The following is a 24406-nucleotide window of genomic DNA, read 5'->3' on the forward strand; positions in this document are numbered from 1 at the left end:
CGTTCCCCCGGCGCCTCCGTGCTCCTCGCCACGCGACAGCCGCCGCTGGAGTGCGTGACGCGCGGTGAGGAGGGGACGGGACGGTTCCGACGGCGACCGGACGCCGCTACAGGTCCAGCAGCTCCTGTGCGTTGTCCTGGAGGATCTTCTTCTTCTGCTCCTGCGTGAGTCCATCGTGGTCGAGGATGGACGACGGCGCGTCGAAGTCCATGTGCGGCCAGTCCGAGGTGAACACGAGCTGGTCCTCGAGGCCGTTGTCCTCGATGATGCGCTGGAGGTGCTCGGGCTCGTGGGTCTCCTCCAGCGGCTGGGTCCCGTAGTAGAACTCCCGCATGTACTCGCTCGGGAGCTTCGTCAGCCCGGGGATGTCGTGGATGCGCTCGATGTACTCGCGGTCCATCCGGTTCATCGCCATCTGGATCCACGACTGGCCGGCCTCCCAGAACCCGAAGTCGATGTCGTACCGCTCGGGGATCTCCTGGCCGATGATGTGGACGATGTTCCGGAGGTGGGCCATCGGGTGGGTCAGCGTGTGGTGCTCGACGAAGTGGTTCGAGCGCAGGAACCCGGCCGGGAAGTACGGCTGGTTCGTGCTGTCACCGTGGAAGATCAGCGGGAGGTCGTACTCGTCCAGCGCCTCCATCACGGGCTCGTAGCGCTCGTGGCCGAAGCCGTAGTCCATGAAGGAGTTGCTGAACGCGGCGACGACGTTGTCCTCGTCCCCGTAGCGCTCGATCTCCGCGGCGCTCTCCTCCGGGTGGTCGGGGACGACCAGGATGCTGGTGTAGTTGGTGTCGTCCTCGCGGCCGAACCGGTCCTGGATGTAGTTGTTCGTCGCGCGCATGTAGTGGATGCGCTTTGCCTTCTTGGGGATGGCGTACGCCTGGAACCCCATCCCGGCGTTGAACAGCGTCCGGTCGATGTGGAGTTCCTCGCGGCGCTCGTCCATCTCCTCGGCGCGCTCGATCTGCCGGCCGCTGGACCACTCCATCTTCCCGCCGGCGGAGCGGTCCCACCCGTCCGCCCCGAACGGGCCGGTCAGGTCGGGCTGGTAGTCGTAGCCGTCGCGCTCCTGTTGCTGTACCTGTTCGTCGTCGATGTACTCGATGAGAGCCTGGGCCTTCTCGCCGGTGTGCGTCTCGGCGTCGAAGATGTCCAGCTCCTCGAGGAGTTCTGACTGCTCGACGGAGGTCTGGGCCATATTACCAAGTGCAACTGCGAATCGATACTACATCAAATTTGGGGTGCATCCCCACCTCCCGGGACTCCGGCGCCGGCGGCCGCCTCAGACGGGCGCCTGGAACTCGACCTCGACGCGGGTCTCGGGCGCGGCGAGCTTCGCCACCCCGATAGCCGTGTGACACGGGTACGGGGCCTCGAACAGCTCCGACCACACCTCCTTGTACGTCGGGAAGTCCTCCTCGATGTGGGTGAAGTAGCTGGTCACCTTGGTCACGTCGCCGAGGTCGCGGTCGACCTCCTCGAGGATGAGCTCCACGTTCCGGAACGTCCGGCGGGTCTGGGATTCGATGTCGTCGCCGACGATCTCGTTGTCGGCGTCCCAGCCGACCTGACCGGCCACGTAGAGGGTCCCGTCGTCGATGCGGGCCTGGCTGTAGTTGCGGTCCGACACGTCCGGCAGGTCCGGTGAGTCGATGACTCGGGTCACACCTGTCCGGTGTCGGCACACCCTGTTAAACGTTGGCGTGCTCCCGCCGACCTTTCGAATTTCCTTAGAAAAGTTTATATGTTCTCTTTCGGCACTAGTTTCCATATGGCATCCGAAGGCGAGGCTGTCGAAGTAGCATCTGCAGACGAGGTACCGGACGACGAGGGGCTGGTCGTCGAGGTCGGCGGCGAGCAGATCGCCATCTTCGAACTCGACGACGGCTACTACGCCCTCGACCACGTCTGCACCCATCAGGGTGGGCCCCTCGGAGAGGGGAAGGTCGAGGGCGGCTGCGTCTACTGCCCGTGGCACGGCCACGAGTTCGACATCAGGTCCGGCGAGCACGCCAACATCGACCGCCTCGACACGCAGACGTTCGAGGTCGAGGAGCGCGACGGGAGCCTCTACCTCCACGTCTGACCGGTCGGCACCCCCTGGTCCCCCTTCCACCAGCGCCCTCTTCCCCATGCCACTCATCGACTACGTGACCGACCACGACGAGGACGGTGTGTACGAGAAGCGCTCGCTGTACACGGAGGTCCGGATGCACAACCCGGCGGTCGTTCGGGCCCAGACAGCGTACTTCGAACGTCTGCTGGAGGCCGGTATCGTCGACGCCGAACTGTACGACTACATCGTGGCCGCCATCGCACCCATCAACCGGTCGGCCTACTGCGCGGCGAGTCACCGCGAGAACCTGGCGACCATGCGGGATGTCCCCGAGGAGACGGTCGCCGCACTCCGTGAGGGGGACTACGGCGCTCTCGACGAGTTCGAGCGGACGGTCGTCGAGTTCGCCGTGCAGGTCGTCCGCGACCCGAAGGCGGTCGACGAGGCCGACATCGAGCGGCTGTACGAGGTGGGGTTCGAGGACAGCGACGTCGTCCAGTTGCTCGCGCTCATCGGCGACGGGGCGACGGCCAACCTGTTCAACGCCGCCCTCGACGTGGACCCGGCCGACCGCGACGACGACCTGCCGACGTTCTGAGCCTGGCGACAGTTTGACGTTCCTTCCCGTGTGATAGTTCATCATGGCTGGTGATACCGAGCCACGCGACCTCGAGTACGGACCGCTAACCGCCATGGGGATGAGCACCGAGGAGATCGACACGTTCCTCCGCGAGGAGGGGGTCGGGCTGCTGTCGCTGGCCGACGCCGGCGACGCGTACGCGGTGCCCATCTCGTTCGGCTGGGACGGGACGTCGCTGTACTTCTACCTGTTCCGGTTCGGCGAGCGGAGCAAGAAGTACGACTTCCTCGACGGGACCGAGACCGCCTCGTTCGCGGTCTACACGGTCGAGGACAAGTACCGGTGGCGGAGCGTCGTGGCGACCGGACCGCTCTCGGCGGTCCCGGAGGACGAGGCCGAGACCGTCGACGACGTGATGTTCGACAACGCCTGGTTCCCGAACCTCCTCCCCCTGGACGAGCCACGGACGGAGCTCCGACGGGTCGAACTCGCGGCCGAGCAGGTGACCGGACAGCAGGGACACGGCTACGAGCACACCGTCGGGTGAGCCGCCGGTCCGGGCGCGCCGGAGTCAGACCACGCGGTTGGTGAACTCGTCCGGGTCGCGCCCGAGGTTCTCCCGGACGAGGGCCGCGACGTCGACCGGGTAGTCCTGCGTGATGGAGGCACAGTGCGGCGTCAGGATGGCGTTCTCCAGGTCCCAGAGCGGCGAGTCCTCCGGGAGGGGCTCCTCCTCGAACACGTCGAGCGCCGCGCCGGCGAGGCGACCCTCCCGGAGCGCGTCGACCAGCGCGGCCTCGTCGACGACCGGCCCCCGCGCGACGTTGACGAGGTAGGCGTCGTCCCGCATCGCGTCCAGCTCCGCGGCACCGACGAGGTGGCGGGTCTCATCCGTGAGCGGGACCGCGAGGGCGACGAAGTCCGCCTCCGAGACGGCCGGGACGAGGTCGCTCGCGGGGTACACCTCGTCGACGTACTCGACGGGTTCGACGGTGCGCTTGACCCCCGTGACGTCCATCCCGAGCTTGGCGGCGCGCTCGGCGATACCCTGCCCCAGGGTCCCGAGCCCGACGACACACAGCGAGTGGCCGGGGAGGGTGAACGCGTCGTTCCACGCGGGCCGGTCCCACTCGCCGTCCTGCGCGTTCCGGACGTGGTCGTGGATGCCGTGGGCCAGCGCCAGCAGGTACCCCGTCACCATCTCCCCGACCGCGGTCCCGTGGATGCCCGCGCTGTTGGTGAGGACGACCCCCGCCTCCTCGAGCTCGTCCAGCGGGAAGCGGTCGACGCCCGACTGGATGGCGTGGAGCCACTCGACCTCCTCGGCGTAGGCGTCGAGGTAGAACCGTGTCACGACCGCGTCGCAGGCCGCGATGGCCTCGCGGTCGTCGCCGATGACCGTCACCTCCGGGTCGATGTCGGCGAGTTCCTCGCGCAGCGCCTCGACGGAGAAGATGGCGTCTATCGACTCGTGGAGTCCGATCTGCGAACACTCGTACGGCATGGCCGCGAGTTCCCACAGTGAGCACTTCAATGTTCGCTCGCCGGAGGGCCACCCTCCCGCCGGCGCCCGCCCGGCGAGACCGGGCAAACTATGCCCGGCCGAGTCGAACCGACGCGAGTATGTCGGAGCCGTTCGGTTCCCTCTCGACGAGCGTGCCGGCCTCGGGGCTCGCGTTCGCGGTGGGGGCGACCCTGTTCAGTTCCCTGGTCGCACTGGCCATCCGTGCCGGAACGGACACCGACACGGCGGGCTCACAGAACGCCCTCCTGGTCGTGCTTCTGACGAACGTGGTGCTCATCCTGCCGGTCGCGGTCGTCAGCTCCTACCCGGACTTCGGCCTGACGCCGACATCCGTGGGTGCGTTCGCCATGGCCGGCGTGGTCGGGACGCTCCTGGGACGCTCGCTCTCGTACGCGAGCATCGAGCGGATCGGCGCGAGCCGGACCGCGCCGATCAAGTCCTCCCAGCCGCTCCACGCGACCCTCATCGCCATGGTCGTCCTCGGCGAACAGGTGACGCCGCTCCACATGGCGGGCATCGTCCTGATCGTCGGTGGCGTGGCCGTCGTCTCCTGGGACCTGTCGCGCTCGTCGGCCGACTCCTCGGTCGACGCCAGCCCGTACGAACTGCTCGTCCCGCTCGGAGCCGCGTTCTTCTACGGGCTCGAGCCCATCTTCGCCAAGACCGGCATCAACCAGGGAACGCCGGTCGCCGTCGGCCTGGCGATCAAGACGCTGGTCGCGCTCGTCGGCTACACGCTCGTCATGCGGGTCCGATGGACGCTCCCCGACCCGCGGACGTTCGACGCCACACAGCTCCGGTGGTACGTCCTCGCCGGACTGTTCAACACCGCGTTCCTCGCCTCGTTCTACCTCGCGATCCAGGTGGCTCCGGTCTCGGTGGTCGTCCCCGTCGTCACGACCAGCCCGCTCGTGATCGTCGCGCTCTCGCGGGCCTTCCTGCCGGACATCGAACGGGTGACCTGGCGGGTCGCCGCCGGGGCGGTGGTCGTGGTCGCGGGCGGCGTTCTCACGACGCTGTACGGCTGAGCGACCGCCCGGGGTCAGTCGAAGTGGTAGCTGTTCACGGCGCGGTCCCGGATGGAGTCCCAGTCGTGCTCGACGCCGAGGCCGGGCCCCTCCGGCATCGGGACGGTGCCGTCGTCGTCGAGTTCCTCGTAGTGGTGGGTGGGCGACTCGTCCACGTTCGTCAGCAGCTCGACGTAGTTCGTGTTCCGGGTCGCGGCGATGCAGTGGCGCATCTCCGGGCGGGCGGTGTGGAACTCCACGTCGAGGCCGAAGCTCTCGGCGGTGTGGGCGATCTTCATCGCGCCCGTGATGCCCGTGTCGAAGTACGGGTCCGCGCGCAGGATGTCGGCCGCGTCGTTCGCGAGGAAGTCGGCGTGCCCCTCGATGCCCGAGCGCAGCAGTTCCGTCGCGAGGATGGACGTGTCCAGTTCACGCGAGAGCTTCCGGTGGAGGTGCATCGACTGGCCGGTGTCCTTCATCGGGTCCTCGTACCAGACGAACCCCTCCTCGTCGCAGGCCCGGCCGACGGCGAGCGCGTCGGCGTAGGTCTCCAGCTCGGCGGTCGCGTCGAGCATCAGGTCCATCTCGTCACCGACGCGCTCGCCGACCGTGTGGACGGACTCGATCACCTGCTCGGCGTCGATGAGGCGCTCGTCGGCGTCGGCCATGCCGTTGCGACTGAAGCGGATCTTGAACCCCTGGAAGCCGTTCTCGAGCGCCTCCTCGGCCCGGTCGGCGAAGCGCTCGGGCAGGTCCGCCGTCCGCTCGTTCTCGCTGGCGCCCGCCGACAGGTAGGCCGGCGCGCGCTCGCGGTAGGTCCCGAGCAGTTCGTGGACGGGGGCGTCGTAGTGCTTCCCGGCGAGGTCCCACAGCGCGATGTCGACCACGCTGACCCCCAGCTGGTCCCACTTCCGGAGCGAGCGCTTGGTCTCGCTCCAGATGCGCTCGCGGTTCAGCGGGTTCCGGCCGACGAGCCCGGGCGCGACCTCCATTAGCTGGCCGACGGCCAGCGAGTTGTGGACGACGTACTCCCCCGTGACGCCGGCGTCCGTCTCCAGTCGGACTCCCAGCCGGTCCGGTCCGGGGATGTACTTGTCCCGGTAGAGGTTCTCGCCCTGGCGGAACGATACGACGTCGACACTGGTGACTTCCGGCGGCATTCCCGCGTAGGTGGTGACCGGTCTCATAAAAGTGTAGCGCCGTGACAGCTCACCACCCACCCTATATCGTCACCAGCGCGGCCCCCGCGACGATGAGGGCCGCCCCCATGGCCACCCGGCGGGTGACCCGCTCGAGGTCGCCCAGCAGGAAGTTGGCGAACAGGACGGTGAACAGGGGCGCCGTGGCGGCCAGCGGGTCCACGATGACGACCCGCCCGGCCGGGTGGGCCAGCGCCGCGAACACCGACAGCAGGGCCAGCGCGGTGAGGGTTCCGCTGCCGGCGAAGTACGCGTACGTCCGCTGGGGGGCCCGCAGCACGTCCGTCCGGTCGCGCGCCAGCGCGAACCCGACCAGCGCGGCCATCGCGGCGATCTCGTTGAGCGCGACCGCCTCCAGTGCCGTCGTCGGGGTCGCCTGGAGCCCGTAGCGGCGGATGACGTTGCCGAGCGCGAACGAGAGCGCCGAGCCCAGCGGGAACAGGAGGTCGCGGGGCTCCCAGCCCCGGAGGTCGCCGCCCTTCGATGTCGAGAGGACGACCAGTCCGCCCACGAGGACGACGACGCCGGTCAGCGTGACCACCGTGACCGTCTCGCTGATGAGGCCGACGGCGAGCATGGTGGCGAAGAGGGGCCGGGCGCTCAGCGCCGCGCTGTTGACGCTCGCCCCGAGCCGCTCGACGCCGGCGAACGCCGTGATGCGCCCCAGCGCCGTCCCGACCAGCCCCGCGACGAGGAACAGCCCCAGCGTCTCCAGCGTCAGCCCGGGGAACAGCCCCCGCCCGGACAGCACCGACTGGACGGCGAGGGCCGACCAGAACAGGCCGGTGTCGACGACGACGACGACGAGCGACGCCTGCAGGGGACTGCCCCCCGCGTCCATCCCGCGCTTCGAGAGCACCGGCTGGAATCCCCAGAGGAGCGCTGGAGCCAGCGCCAGCAGGTAGACGATGGGCGGAGCCGACGGCGCCATATCGGGAGGAGGTGGCGGTGCCGGGAAATCTCTTCGGGTTCCACCTCACCGCCCGGTCGCCGCCGCGGGGGAACGACCCGGGAGCCGGTCGCGGTCGTGGTCGGCCGCCAGGTCGAGATCCGGACCGACGGGGACGATACCGGACGGGTTCAGCTCCGGGATGCCGCCGTAGTACCCCTCGCGGATGTGGTCGAGTCGGACCGTCTCCGCGATGCCCGGCGTCCCGTAGAGGTCCCGGACGTACGGCCAGAGGTGCTCGTAGTCGACGATACGCCGGAGATTGCACCTGAACAGGCCGTGGTAGGCGGTGTCGAAGCGGATCAGCGTCGCGAACATGCGGAGGTCCGCCAGGCTGAGGCGCCCCGCGGCGAGGTAGCGCCGGTCGGCGAGCACGTCGTCCCAGTGGTCGAGCGCATCGAACAGGTCGTGGACGGCGGTCTCGTAGGCCGCCTGCGAGTCGGCCAGCCCCGCGCGGTAGACGCCGTCGTTGATGGGCTCGTAGATGGCGTCGACGACCTCGTCGATCTCCTCGCGTGCCCCCTCGGGGTAGAGGTCGATGCCGTCGCCGAGGTGGCCCATCTCGGTGGCGAGCATCCGCATGATCTCGATGGACTCGTTGTTGACGATGGTGTCCCGCGCCGTGTCCCACAGCACCGGGACGGTCACGCGCCCCGTGTACCCGGTGTCGGCCAGCCGGTAGACGTTCCGGAGGTAGCTGAACCCGTTCACCGTGTCCGCGGTGCAGCCGTCCTTCCCGGGGGTGAACGCCCAGCCCTCGTCCCCGCGTCGCGGGTCGACGACGTCCATCGAGACGGCGTCGGTGAGTCCGGCGAGTCGCCGGACCAGCGCCGCGCCGTGGGCCCACGGGCAGTTCCGGGAGACGTAGAGGTGGTATCGCCCCGGTTCGGCCGGGAACTTCGCCCCCGGCTCGTCCCGGATGCGGTCCCGGAACGACGTGGTCACGCGGTCGTACTCGCCGCTCCCGTCCGCCCACGGTTCGACGTCCTTGTGCCACTTCCCGTCGACGAGCATGTTCCGCCCCATACCCCGACGTGTGACACGCAGCCACACAAAGCTACCTCCCGCTCGGTCGGCCCGCCGGCCGCTCCGTCGCGCGGTGCCCCCCGCCGGTCAGGTCAGCCAGAGGAGGACCAGGAACTGCAGCGGGACGAGCAGGACCGTGATGAGGAGCGTGCAGGCCGTGGTGGTGACGACGAGGTCGCGGGTCTCGACGACCCCCTGTCCGAGGATGGTCACGAGGACGATGGACTGGAAGGGGAGGAAGTAGAGGGTGTCCAGCGCGAGCACCTCCGCGAACACCACGGGCAGGACCGGCAACCCGGCCTGCTGGGCGTAGGTGGCCACCACCGGCGTCAGGACGCTCGCGACGGCGACCCCTTCCATCAGCACCATCAGCGCGCCGGTGAACAGGAACACCGCGAGGGCCACGAGCGGGAGGCCGGCGTCGGCCGGGACGAGCGCGAGCAGCGAGCGCGCCGCGGTGTCGGTGAAGCCGGTCCGCTGGAGCCCCTCGGCGATGGCGAACACCGCGCCGACGAAGAAGACGATGGAGAAGTCGATCTCGCCGACCTGGTCGAACGACAGGACGCCGAACGGCGGCGCGAGCGCGAGCGTGGCGACCAGCAGCGCGCCGAACAGCGGGTGGAGGCCGTGGAGGAAGTCGGTGGCCCAGACGGTCACGCCGAGGAGCAGGAAGGCGAGCATCCGCCGCTCCTCGCCGGTCGTCGACCGGTCGGGGTCGCCCGGCAACCGGACCGCGGTCCTCGGTGCCGGCCGGTAGAGGTAGTAGACCACCCCGGCGATGACCAGCATCCGGGCGACCCCCGTGATGGGGAACAGGAGGGCGAACCACTCCGACCAGGTCACGGTGGCGTCCGTCGTCGACTCGAGGACGCCGACGGTGACGATGTTCGGGAGGTTGGCGGTGAGGATGCCGGCTCCGCCGTACCAGGTGGTCAGGAGCGGGCCGAGGAACAGGCCCAGCCGCGCCCGCTTCGACTCGAACCCCTCGCCGACCTCCGCGAGCAGCGGCGCGAGCACGAGGACGCGGACGATGGCCGACGGCAGGAGCAGCGCCAGTGCCAGCGCCCCCGCCGAGAGCACCGCGAGCAGGTGGAGGTAGAGCCGCCGCGCGTCCTCGACGGCGCTGGCCCGCAGGCGAGCCAGCAGCCGGGTCTGCGCGAACTCGCCCAGCCCGCTCCGGCGCGTGGCACGGCCGACCACCGCCCCGACGACGATGAGCCACGTCGCCGACAGCCCGAACCCCGACAGCGCGAGCGAGGGGGAGAAGGCGACGCCGACGAGCCCGATGCAGACGAGCCCGACGAACCACGGGGGGACGGGGTCGGCCACCCAGAGCACGATGCAGAACAGCGTGATCGCCAGCATGGTCGCGGCGTCGGGTGGGAGCGGGGCGAGCCCACGGCTCGCCAGGGCGACGGCGGCGGCTCCCGGGACGGCGAGCAGCGACCGGTCCATCTCGATCCGACGAACGCGTGCCCCCGACTAAAGGCTACGGACGCTGCGGGGGTCGCGGCTGCTCAGGGTTGTCCCTCCGGGCTGACGGCCTCCTCGACGAACGTGTACAGCCCCCCCGACAGCCGGCCGACCGCGTCGAGTTTGCTGACGTCGACCTTCCCGCCGGTCGTCACCTCGTCGGCGACGTGGGCGTGGACGACGTCGCCGAAGACGACGGTGTTGTCCCCGACCATCACCTGCTCGCAGCACCGGCACTCGAGGGCGATGTCGGTGGCGGCCACCCGCGGTGGGTCGACGAACCTGGAGGGGGCCTGCTCGACGTCGGCCAGCTCCCACTCGTCGACGTCCCCGGCGACACGGGCGCTCGTCTCGACCATCTGCTCGAACAGCGGCCGCGTCACGACGTTGACCACGAACTCGCCCGTCTCCTGGACGTTCGCCAGCGTGTCCTTGAACCGGTCCGGTTTCGAGTCGTCGAATCGGGTGACCGATACCATCACGACCGGGGGGGTGACGCTCACGGCGTTGAAGTAGCTGAACGGGGCGAGGTTCTCCTCGCCGTCGGCCGAGACCGAACTGACCCAGGCGATGGGTCGGGGGACCACGGCGGCCGACAGGGTCCGGTAGTCGATCTCGTCTCTCGCGAACTCCATGTCGAACCTGTGGTGGGTTCGGGATGAAATACGTTGGGTCACCGCTGACACCGGCTGCGTCCGGGTGGGGGGAAACGTTAACATATGGTGGGCTGGAACGCTCGTCTGTATGCCCAACCGCAGTGCGGACAGCGACCGGACCAGAGGTGAACAGTCATGAGCCAGATCGTCATCGTCGGCGGTGGAATCATCGGCACCGGACTGGCGTACTACCTCAGGGAGGCCGACGCCGACGTCACGCTGGTCGAGAAGAACCAGATCGGCTCCGGGACCTCACAGTACGGGACCGCGATGTTCAGCTGGTTCTTCCCGCATCCCGCCGACTACCTGTTCCGGCGCCGGAGCTGGGAGGGGTGGCGCCACGTCATCGAGGCGGCCGACATCGAGCACAACACCGTCGGGAACGTCACCGTCGCACAGTCCGAGGAGGCCCTGGCGGGCCTCCGCGAGATCGTCGCCGTCCAGCAGGCCTACGGCGTCGAGAGCGAGATCATCGGTCCCGACGAGGCCGCCGAGTACGGCTTCGACCCGGACGCCGTCGTGGGCGCGATGCACTCGCCCCACGAGGGCTTCGTGAACCAGCAGGAGTTCATGGAGTTCTACGTCCGCCAGGCCGAGGCGAACGGCGTCGACATCCGGACCGGCGTCGAGGTGCAGGACGTCACCCTCGACGACGGCCGCGTCTCCGGGGTGGAGACCAGCGAGGGGTTCATCGAGGCCGATACCGTGGTCAACGCCGCCGGTCCCTGGGCCCCCCGGCTGAACGATATGGTCGGCGTCTCGCTCCCGCTCCGGCACGGCCGCGCGAAGATCTGCGTCCTGCAGTTCGACGAGCCCCACGGACTCCCCTACCTCGGCGTCGAGGACGACCACTACTTCCGGCCGGAGGGGGCGAGCAAGATGCTCGCCGGGCGACACGTCGGGCTGGCGGGCAAGTACCACGAACTCGGCGAGCACGACCCCGACCACTCCCACACCGTCGACGAGGAGTTCCGCCTCGCGGTGGTCGAGACGGTCGACGAGGTCGTCCCCGGGCTGAAGCAGGCCGAGATCGTCAACGACTGGGTCGGCGTCGTCTGCGTCTCGCCCGACGGCCGGCCGATGGTCGGCCCGACGACCGTCGACGGGTTCCTCACCGCCACGGGCATGAGCGGGGCGGGCATCTCGCAACACGCCGCCGTCGCGATGACCCTCTCGGACTACCTCCGGACCGGGGAGCCGTCGGACACCCTCCAGTACCTCTCACCGATGCGGTACATGGACGCGACCACCCCCGACCTGTTCGGCTCCCTGTAGCCGCCCGGACTCGCCGCCGGCCACGGGCGGCGCGAGCCTCGCCTATACATTTCTAATATGTAGTATATATTTTCTATTCGTAGTACTATTCGAAAATACTCGGTATATTTGTAAAATCGGGGATGTACGGTCCTTCTCGACCGGAATCGGTGGGTGGCGACGCCGGAGCCGGCGCCCCGGCTACTGGTAGACCAGGTTGAGCTCGATGTCGTTCGCGGCCGCCAGCAGCACCCCGGAGAGTTCGTCCTCGCAACGGGCCTGCGTGATGCGGTGGGCCGCCCCGCTGAGGACGATGGAGCCGTGGATGTCCCCGTCGACCGAGATGGGGACGGCGATGGCGTGGACCCCCTCCTGGTTCTCCTGGAAGTTCGTCGCGTAGCCCCGCTCGCGGATCTCGGCCAGTTCCTCGAACAGCGCCTCCTCGTCGGTGATGGTGTTGCCGGCCCGTTCGGGCAGGCCGTGGCGCTCGATGATGGCCGTCACCTCGTCGCGGGTCATCTCCGAGAGGATGGCCTTGCCGCCCGCGGTCGAGTGGAGGTAGAACCGGGAGCCGAGGATGGACTCGCGGTTGATCCCCCCCTCGCTGACGACGCCCTCGAGGAAGACGCCGCGACCGTTCTCCTCGGTGAACAGCCAGGACATCTCGCCGGTCTCGTCGGTCACCTCCTGCAGGATGGGTTTCGCGGCGTGGTACACCTCGTACTGGTTCAGCGCGTACTCCCCGTGGCTCAGGAACCGGAGCCCGATGTGGTACTGTTCGCCCTTCTTGACGGCGTAGCCGTGCTCGGCCATCGTGTTGAGGTGCTTGTGGACGGCGCTCTTCGAGAGGCCGAGCCGGTTGGCCAGTTCCGTCACGCCGGCCCCGTTGGTCTCCTTGAGCGATTCGATGATGGCGAACAACGTCTCGTCCGATTTCACCATCCCCTTGTGTTCGATACCCATGTTCTCTCTTGTCACGACATCTCTCCGGGTCGTATTCAATCCATCGCCGCCGGCCGCCCCCGCGAGGGGCGGGGATGACGCCGGGCACCACCGTTCGTTACCAGAGAACGGATATGTGGGTCTCCGGCACGCTCGGCCCCGGTCTCGGGGATCCTGGCACCGGAAGATTGAGGGGGGAGAGCGAGGAGATACGACCGTATGAGGTTCGTCCGCTACGACCAGGACCGGCTCGGCCTGCTTCGCGAGGAAGGTGTCGTCGATCTCACCGGGCGGCTGGGGCTCGGGTCGGCCGACCCGCTCCGCGAGTACATCGAGGAGGGGTACGACGCGAGCGAGTACGCCGACGCCCCGCCGGACCACGCCCGCGAGGCCGTCCGGCTGGAGTCGCCCATCCGACGCCCGGGGAAGGTCATCGCCGCGCCGGGCAACTACGAGGACCACATCCGCGAGGCCATCGAGGACGAGGACGTCTCGGTCGAGGAGTACTACTCCATCGAGGACTGGGGCTACTTCCTCAAGGCGACCTCCAGCATCGTCGGCCCCGAGGACCGCATCGTACTGCCGTTCACCGACCGCCGCTGCGACCACGAGGTGGAACTCGCCTACCTGATGGCCGAGGACGTCAAGGACGTCGATGCGGCGGACGCGTGGGACCACATCTTCGGGTACACGGTCCTCATCGACGTCTCCGTCCGGGGGGACCAGGACCGCTCCAGCCGGAAGTCCCACGACACCTTCACCGTCGTCGGCCCGGCGGTGGTGACCCCCGACGAACTGGGCGACCCGCAGGACCTGCGGATGCAGCTCTCGGTGAACGACGAGGTCCGTCAGGACGCCAGCACGTCGAACATGATCTACGACTGCGCCGAGTTCGTCCAGTACGCCAGCATCGGGACGACGCTGGAGGCCGGCGACATCCTCACGACCGGGACCCCTTCGGGCGTCGGGCCGCTCGCCGACGGCGACACCGTCCACGCCGAGATCGAGGGCATCGGCTCGATGAGCCTGCCGGTCGAGGCGGTCGACGCGAGCTACCACGACGCCGCCCCCTGAGCCATGACCGGGACCCAGCTCCGACCGGAGGAGACCCCGGAGTACCTCGCGCGGGCGGGCGTCCTCCCCGACGCTGCGGGGGCGGCCGTCGAGCGACTCGGCGGCGGCGTCTCGAACGTCGTCCTGCAGGTGACGTGGGACGACGACTGCGCCGTCGTCAAGCAGCCCCGTCCGAACCTCGCGGTCGAGGACGACTGGCCGGCGGACGTGGTCCGGGTCCACAACGAGGCCGCGGCGGCCCGCGCGTACCGCGAGGTCCTGCGGCGGGTCGACTCCCCGGCCCGCGTCCCGGGGATCCGCTTCGAGGACGAGTCGACCCACGTCGTCGCGATGGACTGTGCCCCGACGGGCGCCGGGACGTGGAAGTCCGAACTCCTCGACGGCCGCGTCGACACCGGGGTCGCGGCCGAGCTGGGGCGGGTCCTCGGCGCGGTCCACCGCGTCGCGGCCGACGACGCGTCGCTGGCCGAGCAGTTCGCCAACGAGCGCCCGTTCGAGCAGCTCCGGATCGACCCGTACCACCGGACGACGGCCGAGCGCCATCCCGACCTCCGCGAGCCCATCCAGCGCGAGATCGACCGCATCACCGGTACGCAGCGGACGCTCGTCCACGGCGACTACAGCCCGAAGAACGTCCTCGTCGACCGCGCCGGCGATGCGCCGGTCCCGTGGCTCATCGACTTCGAGGTCGCCCACTGGGGCGACCCGGCGTTCGACGTGGCCTTCATGCTCAACCACCTGTTCATCAAGTCCGTCCACAACGCCGACCAGCAACACGAGTACGCGAACGCCGCGTTCGCGTTCTGGGACGCCTACACCGAGCAGGTGCCGTGGGACGTCGAGGCCGAGACGGTGGCCGAACTGGGCATCCTGATGCTCGCGCGGGTCGACGGGAAGTCGCCCGTCGAGTACGTCGGCGAGGGGCCGACGGCGGCGGCGCTCCGGCGCATCGCCCGCCGGACCATCGAGCACGGGACGAGCGACATCGACGAGTTCGCGGCGCGCGTCGCCGCGGAGGCACCGTGACGACCATCGCGTCCGTCGATGCCTGGGAGGTGCTCGACTCGCGGGGCCACCCGACGGTCCGCGTGGCCGTCGAGACCGCGGGCGGGCGCGGGGTCTTCACCGTCCCTGCCGGCGCGAGCACGGGCACGCACGAGGCGGTCGAACGCCGCGACGGGGGGGACCGCTACGGCAGCCTCGGGGTGCGCGAGGCGGTCCGGAACGTCCGCGAGGACCTCGGCCCGCTCGTCGAGGGCCGCGACGTGGCCGACCAGCAGGGCATCGACGGGGCGCTCGTCGAGTTCGACGGGACCGAGACCCTCTCGAACGTCGGCGGCAACGCCGTCCTCGGGGTCTCGGGCGCGGTCGCCCACGCCGCGGCCGACACCCGCGACGAACCCCTGTTCGAGTCCCTCGCCCCTGACACCCCCGGCCGCCTGCCGCTCCCGATGGTCAACATCATCAGCGGCGGCCTCCACGCCGAGGGCGGCGTCGAGATCCAGGACTTCCTCGTGGTGCCGACGGGCGCGGAGACGTTCCCGGGGGCGCTGGAGGCCGTCTGGGCCGTCCGGCGGGCCGTCCGCGACCGCGTGGCCGCCGACCGCCTCCCGCTGGTCGCCGACGAGGGTGGGTTCGCGCTGCCGTTCGACAGCGTCGAGGCCGCCTTCGACCTGCTGGTGGCCGGTATCCGCGACGCCGGCTTCGAGCCGGCCCCCGACGAGATGGCCATCGCCGTCGACGTCGCGGCCTCGCACTTCCACGACCCCGACACCGGCGAGTACGTCCTGGAGACGCTGGACCGCCGGCTCGCACCCGACGAGATGGTCGAACAGGTCGTCGAGTGGGTCGACACCTACCCGGTCGTCTCCGTCGAGGACCCGCTCGCCGAGGACGACTGGGCGGGCTGGGAGCAACTCGCCGACCGTATCGCCGACCGCGTCCAGTTGCTCGGCGACGACCTGCTCGTCACCGACGCCGAGCGGGTCCGGCGTGCCGCCGACGCGGGCGCGGCCAGTGCGGTCCTCGTCAAGCCCAACCAGGCGGGGACGCTCACCCGGGCGACCGACGTCCTCGAGACGGCCACCGAGCGCGGCCTGGGCACGGTCGTCTCGGCCCGCTCCGGGGAGACCTGCGACGTGACCATCGCCGACCTGGCGGTCGCGTACGACGCCGGCCAGATCAAGATCGGCTCGCTCGCCCGCTCGGAGCGCCTGGCGAAGTACAACCGACTCCTCGAACTCGACCACCGGTACGACCCCGGTCTCGCGCGGCCGGCGGCGCTGCCGCCGTTCGCCGACTGAGTCGCCGGTCAGTCGAGGGCCTCGGGGTTCACGACCGACGCCGGCTCGCCCCCCTCCAGCGCGACACGGATGTTCTCGGCCGCCTTCCGCCGGAGCTCCCGCTCGCTCTCGACGGAGTGCCACGCGACGTGTGGCGTGCAGACGACGTTCTCCAGGTCGAACAGCGGGTGGTCCGCCGGCGGCGGCTCCTCGGGGAGGACGTCGAGGCCGGCGGCGGCGATCTCGCCCGTCTCCAGCGCCGCGACGAGCGCGTCGTGGTCCACGATGCCACCCCGGGCCGTGTTGACGAGGAGGGCCGAATCCCGCATCGCCGCGAACGCCTCGCGGTCGAACAGGCCCTCCGTCTCGGGCGTGAGGGGGGCGTGGATGCTCACGGCGTCGACGCGCCCCAGCAGGGCCGACAGGTCCTCGACGGGGTCGTGCCCCGCGCTCCGGATCTCTCCGGGGTCGGTGTGGGGGCCGTAGACCAGGACGTCGAAGCCGACCGCCGCCGCCCGGCGGGCGACCGCGCGCCCGGTCTTGCCGAAGGAGACGACGCCGAGCGTCCGGTCGGCGATGCGGCGCATCGGGTGGCCGACCTCCACGTCCCACTCGCCGGTCCGCACCGACCGGTCGTAGGCGACGACGTTCCGCGAGAGGGCGAACAGCAGCGCGAGCGCGTGGTCGGAGACCTCCGGCGTGCAGTAGTCGGGCACGTTCGCGAGCGGGATGCCGCGCTCGGTCAGCGCGGCGATGTCGAAGTTGTCCACGCCGGTCCCGACCCGCGTGACGACCGCACAGTCGTCGAGCCGGGCGACGTCCTCGCGGGTGAGGTCGTCGAACATCACCGCCAGCGCATCCGCGTCGGGGAACTTCGACCGCACGTCGGACACCGCCTCCCCGTCGACGAGCGTCACGTCGAGGCCGTCGAACACCGCCCGCTCGACGTCGAGGTCGTCGAAGGTGTGGTCGGTGTACACGACTGTCTGACTCATACGGCCGTACGGTCCGTTGGGGGAGGTAAATAGGTTGCTGCGGCGGCGTCCCGGGTGATCACTGCACGATGGGTGCTCCGGCGGATGTCCTGTGTGTCTCGATATCATGCATCACGGTCGTTCTCCGTGAGTGAACGGATATCTATCCACCACCGGGTGGTGGACTGGTGACTCGAGCCCTCTCTGTCGACGTGCCTGGGGCATCGTCGGTGTGGGCTGCTCCCGGAACGCGTTCGCCTGTGGAGAACAGGCCTCCCGGAACTCGGGTGTCTCACCGAACTGAAGAACGTCGTCGGCCTCCGAGCGGCGCGAACCCGCGTCCCTAGCGACCCGGGTAGTCGTCGTGCCACGGCCGGACGCGCTCGAACGCGGCGCTGGCGGCCAGCACGGTGTCGTCGGCGAACCGGCGGCCCGTGATCTGCAGTCCGACGGGGAGCTCCTCGTCCGTGAGCCCCGCCGGCACGGACGCCGCGGGGTGGCCGGTGAAGTTGCACAGGTAGGTCGGCGCCCAGCCCAGCAGCGGGTCGACCGGTTCGCCGTCGACCTCCGACGGGCCCAGCGTCTGGGTGCCGTCGTCGGCGTTCTCGACGGGTGGGGCCGACACCGTCGGCGAGACGAGGAGGTCGTACTCGGCGAGGAGGCCCTGCAGGGCGTCGTACACCGCGGTCCGGACGGTGTCGGCGGCGAGGTACTCCGTCGCGCTCAGCTCGACGCCCCGCTCCATCAGCTCGACGAGCTGCGGGCTCACGTCCTCGCGGTGCTCGCCGAGCAGGTCGACGCCGTTCGCCGCCTGGGCGCGGACCAGCGCCCCGTAGCTGGCCTCGATCTGCGTCTCCCAGGCGTCGTACAGCTCGTGGTGCGGGCGCTCGAACCCCGGCGAGACGCGCTCGACCGTCGCGCCCGCCGCCCCGAGGGCGTCGACGGCGTCGTCGACGACCGCCCGGACGGACTCCTCGATGGGGAACACGTCGAAGTCGGGCGTGTAGGCGACGGTCAGGTCGTCGATGGGCCGGCGCGTCGCGGCCAGGTAGCTCCCCTCCTGGGCGGGGAGACTGAACGGGTCCCGCGGCGAGGGGCGCCCGAGGACGTCGAGCACGAGCGCGGCCTCCTCGACGGTCCGGGTCATCGGGCCGGTGTGGCCGAAGGGGGTGTGCTTCGAGAACGCGTTCGGGCGCGGGTCGCGCGGGATGCGCCCGAACGAGGGCTTGAGCCCGTAGACGCCACACCAGGCGGCCGGGATGCGGATGGAGCCGCCGACGTCGCCGCCCATCGTCAGCGGGGCCATCCCCGCGGCGGCCGCGGCCGCGCTCCCGCCGGAGGAGCCGCCGGCGTTCCGGCCCACGTCGAACGGCGTGCTCGTCGGGCCGAAGATGAGGTTGTCCGTCGTCCCCTTGTGCCCGAACTCCGGCGTGTTCGTCTTCCCGATGACGATGGCACCGGCCTCCTTCAGCCGGCGGGTCGAGACGTCGTCGCGCTCGGGGACGAAGTCGGCGAACGGCTTCGACCCGAACGTCGTCTGCATCCCCTCCGTGAGGTAGCCCAGTTCCTTGATGGCCACCGGGACCCCGTGCAGCGGGCCGACCGCCTCGCCGGCCTCGAGTGCCCGCTCGGCCTCCCGGGCCCGTTCCCGGGCGTGGTCCGGGTAGAGCGCGGTGAAGGCGTTGAGCGCGTCGTTGCGCCGTTCGATGCGGTCCAGGTGGGCGTCGACGACCTCCACGGGGGAGAGGTCGCCGCGCCGGATGCGGAGTGCGAGTTCCGTGGCCGGGGTGAAGCACAGCTGGGTCGACATAGCAGGGACCACAGCGAACACCGACAAAAATCGGCACCTACTCGCAAAGATTGCCGGATGGGGCTCGGTCCGTCCGGCGTTCTACACAGTCGAACGGCCGCGGTGAGCGGGCCACGCGGGGCGTTCGGCCCGGCGAAATACTGAATAGCCGGCCCCTCTCTATCCCGTCACATGGCAACGACCCGCACGAGCAGGCGGCCGGTGCAGTCGGTCGAGACGACGTTCTCCCTGCTCGAACACCTGCGAACGGCCGATGGGGCGACACTGAGCGCGCTCGCGGACGAGTTCGACCTCGCGAAGAGTACCATCCACCGGCACCTGAAGACGCTCGAGCAGCGGGGCTACGTCGTCGAGGAACACGACGTCTACTACCCGAGCCTCCGGTTCGTCGACCTCGGGGAGTACGCCCGGACCCGGCGCCCCGCCTACGAGGAGGCGGGGCGGAAGGTCGAGAAGCTCGCCGACCTGACCGGCGAGCAGGCCGGATTCGCGACCGAGGAGCACGAGCGGGCGGTCCTCGTCCATCGGTGCATCGGCGAGAACGCGGTCCGGGCCGACTCACATCTCGGCAAGCGCTTCCCGCTCCACGCTACCGCGGCCGGGAAGGCCGTCCTCGCGTCCCTGCCCGCGCGCCGGGTCGAGCGCATCATCGAGACGCACGGGCTGGCGGAGTACACCCCGAACACCACCACCGACCCGGACGCGCTGCGCGAGGAACTCGACCGCATCCGGGCGGAGGGCATCGCGTTCAACCGGGCGGAGTTCATCGAGGGGCTCCACGCCCTCGCCGTCCCGGTGCACTCGGTGGACGACGAACTGCTCGGGGCGCTGACCATCTCTGGCCCTGGCCACCGCTTCCAGGGGGAGTACTACCGCGAGGAACTGCCCGACGTGCTGCTGGAGGCCGCCAACGAGCTCGAACTCGACACCCGGTACTGAAGCGGGACCGCTCACCCGCAGCGGGGCTGTCCGGGTGGCGGAACGTTCCGATTCGATAGAGTCGAACGGTCGACGACGGTCGCCGCCGCGCGTGGACAGTCGTCCAGTCCCTGCCGTCAGATCTCCTGGACGTGCTCGTACGTCTCGGGGACCGCCTGCGCGTCCTCGGGGAGCAGGGCGACGACGGTGTGGTCGGCGTAGTCGTCGACGTACTCGATGAGCTCGGCGATGCGCTCGGCGTCGATGGCCTCCAGCGAGTCGAGCAGCATGAACGGCACCACCTCGTGGAGGTCGTGGGTGAGGTAGCCGGCGAACGCGAAGACGATGCCGGTGATCTCCCGCTCGCTCTCGCTGAGGTGGTCGACCGTGTCCTCGTAGGAGGCGCCGTCCTCGGAGCGCCGGACGACGTGGAGGTCGAAGACCGAATCGTCGACGGACTCGCGGCGGCCGCTCCCGGTGGCCTGCCGGCGCTCGATCCAGATGCGCTCGAGGTTCTCGTACTCGAGGATGTCGAGCAGCGTCTCCATGTGGTCGTTGAACTGCTCGACGGACTCGGACTCGATACGGTCGATGCGCGTCCGGAGGTTCTCGAGGTCCTCGACGATGGACTCGCGTTCGTCCTCGAGGGCCCCGCGTCGGTCGAGCTCGGCCTCCAACTCCTGGATCTCCGCCTCGACCTCCGCGAGGTCGTCCTCGAGGCGACCGAGCTCGAACTCCTGCTGGTTGGCCTGCTTGTGGAGGTCGAGCAGCTCCTCGTTCGTGTCGCTCTGGAGGGCATCGACCTCCGCCTCGAGCTCCCCGATCCGTTCCTCCAGCCGCTCGGGCTCCCCCTCGAGCTGCTCGACCCGCTCCCGGCGTCGCTCCAGCTCGCTCCGGGTCTGCTCGATGCGGTTCTCGAGCTGGTCGCGCTGACGCTGTTTCTCCTCGTAGGATATCTTCTCGGTCTTCAGGTCGTCGATGTCCGACTGGACGCCCTTGCGCTCGTCCAGCTTCTCCTGGTAGAGGTCGCGCAGCCGATCCAGCGTGTCGGTGATCTGCTCCTGTTCGACCTCCGTCCCGCACGTCCAGCAGGCGACCGCCCGGTCCTCGACGAGCTGGTCGGTCACGGAGCCGGAGTCGTCCTCCTGCAGGGCGGCGATGACCTCGGAGCCCTCGCCGGCGAGCATGTCCTCGTTGAACTGGATGACCGTCTGCAGCTCCGACACCGTCGAGTCGAGCGACCGCTTGCGCTCGCGGAGCCGCTCGATCTGCCCCTCGAGCCCGCCGGCCTCCGCCATCGGCGTCTCCGGCAGTGTCTCCAGCTCCGACTCGAGCTCCTCGAGCTCGGCCTCCAGTGCCTCGATGCTCTCGCGCTGGGTCCGCAGGCTGCTGCGGGTCTCCTCGTACTCCGTCCGGACGTCGCTGAGCTCGTCCAGTTTCCCGTCCAGGTCCGCCTTCTCCTCCTGCGTCGACTCGATGTCGCTGTCGACCTCCTCGATGCGGGCCTCGGTCTCGGCGAGTTCCTCGCGCTTGCGCTCGATGCGGTCGGACAGCTGCTGGCGCTCCTCCTCCAGCTCGGGGAGGTGCTGTTCCAGCGAGTCCAGGTCGTCGAGTTCGCGGTCGATCTCCCGTCGGCGCTCGGCGAGGTCGGCGATCTCCGACTCGATGGCCTGCGTGTCGATGGGCCGCATGATGATCTCCCGGAGGTCGTCGCCACGCTCGACCGCACGGCGGGCCTCGTTCGACTCCAGCAGGAAGGCGAAGAGGTCCGCCACCTCGGGGTCGTCGAGGTACGGGTCGCCGTCGGCGATGACGGTCTCGCCGTGTCGCTCCAGCTCCCGCGTGTAGGTCTCGCCGTCGAGGGACAGCTCGACGTGTCCCTCCGAGGCGTCACCCTTGAGCGTGACCTGATCGCTCCCGAGCACCGCCATGATGGCCTGCAGGAGGGAGGTCCGGTTCGTCGCGTTGCGGCCCGCCAGGATGGTGACACCGGGCGAGAAGGTCACTTCCGTCCGGTTTATCCCACCGATGTTCCGGACGGACAGTCGTGCGGCCGACTTCTCGGACTGGACTTGACTCATGTTCCTGATAGGGTCTCTCTCGGCCGTTCGGCATCAATCTTTTCATGGCGGTCGTCGAGGCACGCATTCCGACGACCGGACCGTGGCCATTACGCATGTACGAGTGTAATGGACTCACGACGCGTCGCACTCGCAGCCGCCCTGCTCGAACAGCTCGGCCGGTGAGTACTGCTGACCGCAGTCCCGGCAGACGATACGGACGTTGGTGAGGACGTCGAACTCCCCGATGTCCAGGCGTCCGGTCGCGTGCAGGTTCTCCACGTTCCGGGTGGTGACGGCATCGAGTCGGCTCTCCAGTCGCTGGATCGCCTCGAGCCGTTTCTCCCGCTGGTCGTCCGGCGTCTCCTGCTCGACCTTGCGGTACTTGCGGAGGTAGGTGTGGATGGCCTGGTGCGAGACGAAGTCCTCGAGCAGCGCATCGGGGTCGACGCCGGCCTCCTCGAGCGAGCGCCGCGCCTGCGTCCGCATCCCCTGCGTGACGTCGTCGTCGGTCAGGATGCGGTACAGATTCTCGGATTCCCCCTGCAGCGGGTCGGCCCCGGCGACCGTCATCGCCCGGCGGAGCAACCGTTCGTTGAAGTGGTCGGCGAGGTCCCGCAGGCTCTGTTGCTCGCGTCCCTCACCGAGCCACCGCCGCTCGAGTTCGTCCCCGAGCCCCTCCAGCCCGTACTCCGCGATGACCCGTTCGACCTTGCTCCGGTGTCCGCCGTCGGCGACCGCGGAACCGTCCTCCGCGGCCGATGTGGGGCCGTTCTCGTGCATCCGACGACATCCTCGCGGCGCGTGTACATTAGTCCTGTCCTCCCCGACCCGTTTGCTCGTGGTGAACGGTCGGCGGTCCCTTTCGGCGCCGTTCGTCCGGGACCGGCCACGAGACGGCACGTTCGCGCCCGCAACTCCTCTTCCTCGAACTGAAGTATCGCGATATGAAATACAGCACCTGTCTTCCGATATCTCTGTTCGCTCAAGGGGGATAATGGTGCCTCGGATGCATTCATACTCGGAAGGATCCGAGAATGGAACCGATATACTGCACGAAACGAAACTAGATTCTCACAATACGATGGATGCACTGTGGTTATCGATAGCACACGCCATCGAACGGCGAGGCGGTTCCAGCGTATCACGTATCGATGCGGTCCGTCCCGCGGCCAGCTGTGGGAAGATACCGATTCAGTGGTGAAAATCCGCGATAAATGCTACGTTCTGGCAGGAATGTCGGGGGACGCTGTCTGTTGTGGCGAAGGCAGCGGCCGACAGTGGTTTCAGCATAGTGGACAGGGGCGTACGAATGGTTGAGCGGGGATCCGGTGTCCGACCGGTGGCTGTGTCGCTCGTCCCTCAGCGGACGACCTCGGCGTCGTGGAGCGCTGCGATTCGCTCCTCGGGGTAGCCCAGCGCCGTCAGGATCGTGTCGGTGTCCCCACCGAGCAACGGGGCGTGGCCGACATCGCTCGACCGACCGGGGAAGGTGACCGGCGACCGGGGGACCGCGTACTCCCCCATCTCCGGGTGCGTGCGGTGGACGATGGACTCGCGGTGGCGGACCTGCGGGTCCTCGAACACCTCGGCCATCGAGTTGACCGGCGCGCACACCACCCCACGCACGCGCTCGTCGAAGTACGACGCCCACTCTGTGGCGGTCCGCTCCCGGAACACCTCCTCCAGCGCCTCCCGGAGGTCCTCGTCGTGCTCGACGCGTCCCCGTGTCGTGGCGAAGCGGTGGTCCGGATCGGCGAACTCCGGCCGGTCGATGGCCTCGCAGAAGTTCTCCCACCGGGCCGGCGCCCACAGCGCCATGTACCCGTCCGCGACCTCGTAGACCCCGTTCGGTGCGTAGACCTCCTCGTAGCGCGGCTCGACGCCGTCCTCGCCGAGGCTCGCGGAGTACTCCGCGACGAGGTTGCTCAGGAAGGAGATCGCCGCGTCGAGCATCGTCACCTCGACCTGCGTGCCCTCGCCGGTCGTCCCGCGCTCGACCAGCGCCATGCACGTCCCGAGCGCCCCGTAGACGCCGGTCAGGTGATCGATGGCGAACAGGTTCCGCATCGTCGACGGCCGGTCACCGTCGCCGATCCGGTCGAGCCAGCCCGCCACGGCCGCGACGGAGTTGTTCACCGCCGGCCAGTCGGCGTACGGGCCGTCCTCGCCGAAGCCGGTGATGGACGTGTGGATCAGCTGCGGGTTCCGCTCGGAGAGCTCCTCCCAGCCGAACCCGAGGCGCTCCAGCACGCCGGGACGCATATTCTCGACCAGGACGTCCGCCTCGTCGACGAGCTGCCAGAGGATCTCCGCCCCCGCCTCGGACTTGAGGTCGATGGCGATGGAGTCCTTGCTGGTGTTCAGCTGGAGGAACCGGTAGGTAAGATCCTCCACGTCCTCGGGGTCGTACCAGAGTGGGCTCCACCGGTGCGGGCCGCCCTCGAGGCGCTCGACCTTGACCACGTTCGCGCCGTTGTCGCCGAGGAGCTTCCCGACCATCGGGCCCGCGATGGCCGTTCCCAGTTCGACCACCTCGACCCCGTCCAGCGGACCGCTCATGATGCCCTCCCTCCGCCGAGCCGGGCGCTTCGTGTTCGCTGCTGTGCTCCGTGGAC

At 69.4% G+C, this 24406-nt stretch carries 23 protein-coding genes; 9 read left to right on the forward strand and 14 right to left on the reverse strand.

The features are described 5' to 3' along the window. Positions 1-106: 106 nt before the first annotated feature. Both P2T62_RS00725 and P2T62_RS00730 read right to left on the reverse strand, forming a co-directional pair. A complete protein-coding gene (locus P2T62_RS00725; RefSeq protein ID WP_276259572.1) occupies positions 107-1201 on the reverse strand; it encodes an amidohydrolase family protein in 1095 nt (364 codons plus the stop codon). 84 nt (positions 1202-1285) lie between these two features. After that, entirely contained in the window at positions 1286-1669 is a 384-nt protein-coding gene (locus tag P2T62_RS00730) for a RidA family protein (protein WP_276259573.1), read from the reverse strand. Between the two features lie 105 nt (positions 1670-1774). Here P2T62_RS00730 and P2T62_RS00735 point away from each other — a divergent pair, with 105 nt between their 5' ends. Genes P2T62_RS00735 through P2T62_RS00745 form a run of 3 tightly spaced genes read left to right on the forward strand, consistent with a single transcriptional unit; the run spans position 1775 to position 3186 of the window. Then, positions 1775-2089, forward strand: coding sequence for a Rieske (2Fe-2S) protein (locus tag P2T62_RS00735; RefSeq protein ID WP_276259574.1), 315 nt, complete (start codon positions 1775-1777; stop codon positions 2087-2089). Between the two features lie 46 nt (positions 2090-2135). Continuing rightward, on the forward strand, positions 2136-2657 hold the full coding sequence (locus tag P2T62_RS00740; protein ID WP_276259575.1) for a carboxymuconolactone decarboxylase family protein: 522 nt from the start codon (positions 2136-2138) through the stop codon (positions 2655-2657). A 43-nt stretch (positions 2658-2700) separates the two neighbouring features. Next, positions 2701-3186, forward strand: a complete 486-nt coding sequence (locus P2T62_RS00745; protein ID WP_276259576.1) for a pyridoxamine 5'-phosphate oxidase family protein — start codon at positions 2701-2703, stop codon at positions 3184-3186. 24 nt (positions 3187-3210) lie between these two features. Here the strand turns inward: P2T62_RS00745 and ddh are convergent, their stop codons facing one another. Next, on the reverse strand, positions 3211-4143 hold the full coding sequence (ddh, locus tag P2T62_RS00750; RefSeq protein ID WP_276259577.1) for a D-2-hydroxyacid dehydrogenase: 933 nt from the start codon (positions 4141-4143) through the stop codon (positions 3211-3213). A gap of 119 nt (positions 4144-4262) precedes the next feature. Between ddh and P2T62_RS00755 the strand changes: the two genes are divergently transcribed. Beyond that, positions 4263-5192, forward strand: coding sequence for a DMT family transporter (locus P2T62_RS00755; protein ID WP_276259578.1), 930 nt, complete (start codon positions 4263-4265; stop codon positions 5190-5192). 14 nt (positions 5193-5206) lie between these two features. Here P2T62_RS00755 and P2T62_RS00760 read toward each other — a convergent pair whose 3' ends face one another. From P2T62_RS00760 to P2T62_RS00780, 5 genes are all read right to left on the reverse strand, one after another. Further along, positions 5207-6331, reverse strand: coding sequence for an enolase C-terminal domain-like protein (locus P2T62_RS00760; RefSeq protein WP_276259579.1), 1125 nt, complete (start codon positions 6329-6331; stop codon positions 5207-5209). A gap of 61 nt (positions 6332-6392) precedes the next feature. Further along, the gene (locus P2T62_RS00765; RefSeq protein WP_276259580.1) at positions 6393-7301 is read right to left on the reverse strand and encodes an EamA family transporter; all 909 of its coding nucleotides are present in this window, start codon (positions 7299-7301) and stop codon (positions 6393-6395) included. Between the two features lie 45 nt (positions 7302-7346). After that, positions 7347-8345, reverse strand: coding sequence for a glutathione S-transferase family protein (locus P2T62_RS00770; RefSeq protein WP_276259581.1), 999 nt, complete (start codon positions 8343-8345; stop codon positions 7347-7349). Positions 8346-8432: 87 nt separating this feature from the next. Next, positions 8433-9800: an SLC13 family permease gene (locus P2T62_RS00775; RefSeq protein WP_276259582.1), complete on the reverse strand. Its 1368-nt coding sequence runs from the start codon at positions 9798-9800 to the stop codon at positions 8433-8435. Between the two features lie 62 nt (positions 9801-9862). After that, a complete protein-coding gene (locus P2T62_RS00780) occupies positions 9863-10453 on the reverse strand; it encodes a flavin reductase family protein (protein ID WP_276259583.1) in 591 nt (196 codons plus the stop codon). A gap of 156 nt (positions 10454-10609) precedes the next feature. Between P2T62_RS00780 and P2T62_RS00785 the strand changes: the two genes are divergently transcribed. Further along, positions 10610-11749: an NAD(P)/FAD-dependent oxidoreductase gene (locus P2T62_RS00785; RefSeq protein WP_276259584.1), complete on the forward strand. Its 1140-nt coding sequence runs from the start codon at positions 10610-10612 to the stop codon at positions 11747-11749. A gap of 180 nt (positions 11750-11929) precedes the next feature. Here P2T62_RS00785 and P2T62_RS00790 read toward each other — a convergent pair whose 3' ends face one another. Further along, entirely contained in the window at positions 11930-12706 is a 777-nt protein-coding gene (locus tag P2T62_RS00790; protein ID WP_276259585.1) for an IclR family transcriptional regulator, read from the reverse strand. 183 nt (positions 12707-12889) lie between these two features. Between P2T62_RS00790 and P2T62_RS00795 the strand changes: the two genes are divergently transcribed. Genes P2T62_RS00795 through eno form a run of 3 tightly spaced genes read left to right on the forward strand, consistent with a single transcriptional unit; the run spans position 12890 to position 16047 of the window. Further along, a complete protein-coding gene (locus P2T62_RS00795) occupies positions 12890-13744 on the forward strand; it encodes a fumarylacetoacetate hydrolase family protein (RefSeq protein ID WP_276259586.1) in 855 nt (284 codons plus the stop codon). Positions 13745-13747: 3 nt separating this feature from the next. Further along, entirely contained in the window at positions 13748-14770 is a 1023-nt protein-coding gene (locus P2T62_RS00800) for a phosphotransferase family protein (protein WP_276259587.1), read from the forward strand. Beyond that, positions 14767-16047, forward strand: a complete 1281-nt coding sequence (eno, locus tag P2T62_RS00805; RefSeq protein ID WP_276259588.1) for a phosphopyruvate hydratase — start codon at positions 14767-14769, stop codon at positions 16045-16047. The genes P2T62_RS00800 and eno overlap by 4 nt, the downstream gene beginning before the upstream one ends. 8 nt (positions 16048-16055) lie before the next feature. Here the strand turns inward: eno and P2T62_RS00810 are convergent, their stop codons facing one another. Next, positions 16056-17021 (reverse strand): C-terminal binding protein, encoded by a 966-nt coding sequence (locus tag P2T62_RS00810; RefSeq protein WP_276259589.1) that lies wholly within the window; start codon positions 17019-17021, stop codon positions 16056-16058. A gap of 322 nt (positions 17022-17343) precedes the next feature. Further along, complete coding sequence (locus P2T62_RS00815) at positions 17344-18810, reverse strand: amidase (protein ID WP_276259590.1); 1467 nt, start codon at positions 18808-18810, stop codon at positions 17344-17346. Between the two features lie 171 nt (positions 18811-18981). Between P2T62_RS00815 and P2T62_RS00820 the strand changes: the two genes are divergently transcribed. Then, on the forward strand, positions 18982-19749 hold the full coding sequence (locus tag P2T62_RS00820) for an IclR family transcriptional regulator (RefSeq protein ID WP_276259591.1): 768 nt from the start codon (positions 18982-18984) through the stop codon (positions 19747-19749). A 116-nt stretch (positions 19750-19865) separates the two neighbouring features. Here P2T62_RS00820 and P2T62_RS00825 read toward each other — a convergent pair whose 3' ends face one another. The 3 genes from P2T62_RS00825 to P2T62_RS00835 all read right to left on the reverse strand — a co-directional run bounded on the left by P2T62_RS00825 (position 19866) and on the right by P2T62_RS00835 (position 24350). Beyond that, entirely contained in the window at positions 19866-21809 is a 1944-nt protein-coding gene (locus P2T62_RS00825; protein ID WP_276259592.1) for an archaea-specific SMC-related protein, read from the reverse strand. Between the two features lie 114 nt (positions 21810-21923). After that, on the reverse strand, positions 21924-22571 hold the full coding sequence (gene rdfA, locus P2T62_RS00830; protein ID WP_276259593.1) for a rod-determining factor RdfA: 648 nt from the start codon (positions 22569-22571) through the stop codon (positions 21924-21926). Positions 22572-23150: 579 nt separating this feature from the next. After that, positions 23151-24350, reverse strand: coding sequence for a CaiB/BaiF CoA transferase family protein (locus P2T62_RS00835; RefSeq protein ID WP_276259594.1), 1200 nt, complete (start codon positions 24348-24350; stop codon positions 23151-23153). Positions 24351-24406 lie beyond the last annotated feature (56 nt).

It is taken from the genome of Haloglomus litoreum, from assembly GCF_029338515.1.
In the GTDB taxonomy this organism is placed as follows: Archaea; Halobacteriota; Halobacteria; order Halobacteriales; family Haloarculaceae; genus Haloglomus; species Haloglomus litoreum.